The sequence below is a fragment of the Kribbia dieselivorans NBRC 106261 genome (assembly GCF_001552435.1).
GTDB classification, from domain to species: domain Bacteria; phylum Actinomycetota; class Actinomycetes; order Actinomycetales; family Dermatophilaceae; genus Kribbia; species Kribbia dieselivorans.
On sequence record NZ_BCRE01000236.1, the window covers coordinates 1 to 5075 of the forward strand.

Sequence of the window (5075 nt, forward strand, 5' to 3'; positions counted from 1 at the left end):
GCGAGGGGGCAGGCGCGGGGGCGGCGGGGTCGGGGGCGGCGGGGTCGGGGGCTGGCTCGACGGCGACGAGGTACTCGCGGCGCGGACGCTGGGCGAGTTCCTCCCACCAGGTGCGTTCGGACCACGCATCGGCGGCGAACGCCTCCCGCTCGAGTTCGACGAGCGCGTCGATGTCGCGCCAGTGCATCGGGCGGAGCGTCGTGCGGCTCGCGTCCACCACCACGTTCACCGGGCCCGGCCGCCCGCCGCCAGCGTCGACTTCGCCGCACTCGGCTCGACGGCGTCAGGCCGGCGCAGGTACAGCGGCGTCGTCGGCATCTGCGCGCCCACGGCGATCCGCGCCAGCCCGACCATCGCGAGGTCGGCGGCATCGACGTCGAGCGGGAGCACAGCAGTCCCGAACAGATCGGGGTAGAGCACCGGCCCGTACCCAGCAGCCGGCAGCGCCCGGACCTCCGCAGGCAGGTCGGCGGGCTTGCTCACCCCCGGCTCGTCGAGCGCCACCGCGCTCCGGCCATCGTCGGCGACGCGATACCGGGCGTGGTAGACCTCCTTGCGCCGCGCGTCTGTGGCAACGAGGAACTCGCTGCCGGCCGCCGGCGCATCCAGACGCACGTGTCCCTGGGCGATCGCGTCGAGCGAGGGCACGCCATACACGGGGATCCCGCGGGCGTACGCGAACGTCTGGGCGGTGACGAGCCCGACGCGCAGCCCGGTGAACGGTCCCGGCCCGGTGCCGACGACGACCTGCGTGACCTCGGCGACCCCCACGCCCGCCCGGTCGAGGCAGTCGGCCAACAACGGCGCCAACTCCTCGGTGTGTCGCCGCGCATCGAGCACCTGCCCCTGCGCCACGATCTCGTCGCCGCGGGCCACCGCCACGGTGATGGCGCGGGTGGCGGTGTCGATGGCCAGGGTGATGGGCGTGCTCACATGAACTCCTTGACGAGCGACGTCAGTGCGGTCTCGCCCTCCCAGCGGGAACCGTGCGTCGTCACCGTCACGGTACGCGCCTCGTTCTCGCCCGGTGGCGTCGTTAGCGTAACGACGAGGCGATCGTCGCTGAGTCCGTCGGCCACGCCCTCGCCCCATTCGACGATGGTGACCGCCTGCTCGAGGTCACTGTCGAGATCGAGGTCATCGAGCTCGGCTCCGCCACCGAGCCGATACGCATCGACGTGCACGAGCGAGGGCCCACCGAGGAGCGACGGGTGCTCGCGGGCGATGACGAACGTCGGAGACGTGATCGGTCCCCGCACCCCCAACGCGTCACCGATCGATTGGGTCAGGGTCGTCTTGCCGGCGCCGAGATCGCCCGAGAGCACGACCAGATCACCGGCCCGCAGCACCCGCGCCAACGCGGCTCCGAACCACGCGGTCGCGTCGAGGTCCGCCAACCGCAGCGTGTAGCGGCTCACGAGACCGGCAGGGGTTGGGGATGGAAGGGGGCCACCCGTCCGGCGAGGTCGAGCAGCTGGGCGCTGACCTCGCGCGGCGATTCGAGCATGATCATGTGACCGACCTTGGGGATCACGGCGTGCTCGGCGCTGGGCAGTTCACGCACGATCGCGTCGCTGTGGCTCGGCGGGGTCATCCGGTCCTTGAAGCCGTTGAGCACGAGGACCTCGCGCCCGCGCAGGGCGGGCAGGCCGTCTCGCTCGTCGAGGTCGTCGAGGTGGGGCAGGATGTACGCCACGGTCGCCAGGTCGGTCTCGCGGATCATGTCCGAGGTCAACCGGACGTACCGGTGGTCCGGACGGTCACCGAACCCCCAGATCGCCACCCCGCCTTCCTCGATGAACCGCCCCCAGCGGCGCACCCGCGCGGTGATCTCGCCGACCCGGTTGACCCGTTCGAGCAGGCCCGGGCCAGCCTTGACGACGGTCTTGTCGAAGAGCTTGCCGAACCCGATGGAGACCAGGCCGCTGCCGCCGGCGCTGGTGGCCACGAGCGCCACTCCGCCGACGCGTTCACGGATGAGTTCCGGGTTGCGGCGCGAGAGTGCCAGCGTGGCCATGCCGCCCATCGAGTGCCCGACGAGCACGAGCGACCCGGTGGGCGCGGCCGATTCGATGACTGCGCCCAGGTCGGCACCGAGTGCATCGATCGACACATGCTCGCGCGTGAGCCGGTCCGAGCGGCCGTGCCCGCGCTGGTCCCAGAGCACGACCCGGTACCCAGCCGCCCGCAGCGCCGCGCGTTGCAGCGACCACGTCTGCAGGGTCAGGCAGTAGCCGTGGCTGAGCACGACGGTCGGCTTGTCCTGCCACCCGTCGGGCAGGTCGACCTGGACGTGCAGGCGGGTCCCGTCCTCCGAGGGCACGGAGAGTTCGAGGTCGGCCTTGGCGCGGAAGGCCGGCTCGAGGGCCGGGTGCGTCCACGGGTAGTGCTTGTCGTTGGCCATGCCTACTCTCCGATCCACGTGCGCGGCACGCGGGCACCCAGGCGGGTGACGATTTCGTAGTTGATGGTGCCGGCCGCCTGCGCCCAGTCCTGCGCGGTGGGTTCGCCATCGGCGCTCCGACCCCAGATGACGACCTCGTCGCCGGGTCGAGCCGAACTCTCCGCGCCGAGGTCGACGACGAACTGGTCCATGCACAGGGTTCCGGCGACGGTGTGGCGGGTGCCGCCGATCTGCACCGGCCCGGTACCGGAGGCCTGGCGCGGCATCCCGTCGGAGTACCCGAGCGGCACGAGCCCGAGTCGGGTGTCGGACGTGGTGGTGTAGCGATGGCCGTACGAGACTCCCTGACCGGCCGGGGCGGTCTTGACGGAGGTCAGCCGGGCGGTCAATCGCATCGCCTCACGCAGCCCGAAACGGGCCGGATCGCCGAGGTGTGGGGCCGGCGAGAGGCCGTACAGGGCGATGCCGGGCCGGACTAGGTCGAAGTGGGTGCGCGGGTCGAGCAGCGTTCCGGCGGAGTTGGCGAGGTGGCGGATCTCGACGTTCAGCCCCGCGCGGCGCAGGTCGGTGTCGGCCTCCCGGAACGCGGCGAGCTGCGTGGCGTTGGCGGGGTGCTCGGGCTCGTCGGCGCAGGCGAGGTGGCTGAACAGTCCGACGACCCAAATGGCGCCCTCGGCCTGCGCCGACGCGGCGGCGGTGACGAGGTCGCGCCAGTCCTGGCCCCACGCGCCTCCGCGCCCCAGGCCGGTGTCGCGCTTGAGGTGCACCCGCGCGGTGACCCCGACCCGCCGGGCCGCGTCGACGATCGCGGCCAGCGACCATGGGCTACCGGCGGAGAGGTCGATGCCCGCCTGCACGGCTGGGGCGAGGTCGTCGCCGGGCGCGAAGATCCACGCGAACAACGGAGCGTCGATCCCTGCGGAGCGCAGCGTGAGGGCCTCGCTGACCTGGGCGATCCCGAGATGGGAGGCACCCGCAGCGAGCGCGGCGCGGGCCACCGGCACCAGGCCGTGGCCGTACGCGTCGGCCTTGATGATGGCCATGAGCGCCGCGCCGCGGGCACGCTGCTGCACCGCGGCAACATTGTCCCTGATGGCGGACAGGTCCACGGTGGCGCAGGCCGGTTGGCCGAGAGGCAGGGACGTCACAACCCACACAGTCTACGACGCAGTAACCCGGTGGTTCGGGAACGCCATGCTCAGGCGGAGGTCAACACCATCGCCCGGTCGACCCGACTGGCTCGAATCGCCGGCCAGGCACCGCCCAGGCGCCGGCTGCGCGTTGTTGCTAACGTGGGCAACGCCATCCGCAGTCACGAGCGACCCTGTCATGAGGTGTCCGTGTCCAGACCATCGTCTCCATCAGGCTCCAATACTGCAGTTCGGAAGCGGGGCCGGCGCCGGGGTGTTGGCGCCCGCGTCACCGCCGCGATCGCCACGGTGGCCGCCGTTGTCCTGGTGAGTGCCGTGTTCGGTGCGCTCCAGCAGCGGGCGAGCAACGCGACCCAGGCCCAATCGAGCGCACAATCCCACGCCGTCCCGATGACCCGAACCAGCGTTTCTGGCCCCGCCATCGGATACCCGCCGGGGACGCTTGAGATCACCGAGGCGGGCTGCCCGTTCATCACGGTCACGAACGGCGACTCGGCGTTGCCCCCAGGCCAGTACATCTTGGTGTTTCCGAGCACCTCACAGATGCGGATTCGCCAGGCATCCGACGGCTCTTGGTCGATCTCCGCGCCGGATGGCGCTCCGTGGGCGAGCACAGGGGACCACATCACCATCGACGCGACCCCACCGCCCACGTGGTCACACTACGATCTGCCCCCTGCATGCGATGCCCTGACGACCCAGGTACCGAATGCACAGGCCGCATACGTTCGCGAGCCCGAAACAGCTTCCGGGGCCGAGGACCGTGAGGGGCCGGCTCCTCAGACGGCGACCGACTTCAGCATCCGAGCCCTGCCCAACGTCACCGCCAAACATGCTTCCACGGGCGCGCCCGTGGAGGCCGCCACGATGGAGATCACGGACAACGGCTGCGTCGTCGCGATCACCACTGGCGGACGCCGCCTCCTCGTGGGAACCGACTCCAGTGCCTCATTGGCGGCGCGGCCGGACATCAACGGCGAGTGGGCCGTCATCGACCAGAACGGTCGCCGTGCCGGCGCTGCGGGCGAGCACATCCAGGTCACCGCCCTCGATGCGGACGGGACCTCTGGCTTGTCGAAATCCACCGCGGAGACCTGCCGCGGGGTACCGCACGACGGCGATGGGCTCGGCGCGCTCTGGGCTCCAGTCGACTAGCCTGCGATTCGAGGTTGCTCGAGAACGAACCGCCAGCAGGGCCGCAGCCGCGGCTCACGCGGAGGTCAGCGCGGTCGCCGGGTCGACGCGACTGGCCCGAATCGCCGGCCAGGCACCGCCCAGGACCCCCGCGCCCGTCCCGGCACCCAATGCCAACGCCACCAGCGTCGGCGACAGCCCGCCCGCGACCCCCGTGACGATGCCGTGGTGGAAAGTGACGATGGTGCCGATGAGGAAACCGAGCACCGCTCCGGCCAGACCCAGCAGACCGCTCTCGACGAGCATCTGCGCAACGATGTCTCCCCGGGAGGCGCCGATGGCGCGCCGCAGACCGATCTCGACCCGCCGTTCGTTGACCGATGCCA

Annotated in this window: 6 protein-coding genes and 1 pseudogene; 1 reads left to right on the plus strand and 6 read right to left on the minus strand. The window is 71.4% G+C overall.

All coding sequences use genetic code 11. The annotated features are described in order from the left end of the window. From KD1_RS15140 to alr, 5 genes and pseudogenes are all read right to left on the minus strand, one after another. A pseudogene (locus KD1_RS15140) lies at nt 1-187 on the minus strand (ribosomal protein S18-alanine N-acetyltransferase); the annotation flags it as partial. A gap of 38 nt (nt 188-225) precedes the next feature. Next, the gene (tsaB, locus tag KD1_RS15145) at nt 226-933 is read right to left on the minus strand and encodes a tRNA (adenosine(37)-N6)-threonylcarbamoyltransferase complex dimerization subunit type 1 TsaB (protein WP_245627435.1); all 708 of its coding nucleotides are present in this window, start codon (nt 931-933) and stop codon (nt 226-228) included. Continuing rightward, a complete protein-coding gene (gene tsaE / locus KD1_RS15150) occupies nt 930-1418 on the minus strand; it encodes a tRNA (adenosine(37)-N6)-threonylcarbamoyltransferase complex ATPase subunit type 1 TsaE (protein WP_068403305.1) in 489 nt (162 codons plus the stop codon). The genes tsaB and tsaE overlap by 4 nt, the downstream gene beginning before the upstream one ends. After that, the gene (locus tag KD1_RS15155; RefSeq protein ID WP_068403308.1) at nt 1415-2404 is read right to left on the minus strand and encodes an alpha/beta fold hydrolase; all 990 of its coding nucleotides are present in this window, start codon (nt 2402-2404) and stop codon (nt 1415-1417) included. The genes tsaE and KD1_RS15155 overlap by 4 nt, the downstream gene beginning before the upstream one ends. A gap of 2 nt (nt 2405-2406) precedes the next feature. Continuing rightward, a complete protein-coding gene (alr, locus tag KD1_RS15160) occupies nt 2407-3552 on the minus strand; it encodes an alanine racemase (RefSeq protein ID WP_306307030.1) in 1146 nt (381 codons plus the stop codon). 291 nt (nt 3553-3843) lie between these two features. Here alr and KD1_RS15165 point away from each other — a divergent pair, with 291 nt between their 5' ends. Then, complete coding sequence (locus KD1_RS15165; protein WP_068403310.1) at nt 3844-4710, plus strand: hypothetical protein; 867 nt, start codon at nt 3844-3846, stop codon at nt 4708-4710. Between the two features lie 54 nt (nt 4711-4764). Here the strand turns inward: KD1_RS15165 and KD1_RS15170 are convergent. Continuing rightward, the coding region (locus KD1_RS15170) for an ABC transporter permease (protein WP_157073401.1) at nt 4765-5075 on the minus strand (311 nt) is incomplete at its 5' end.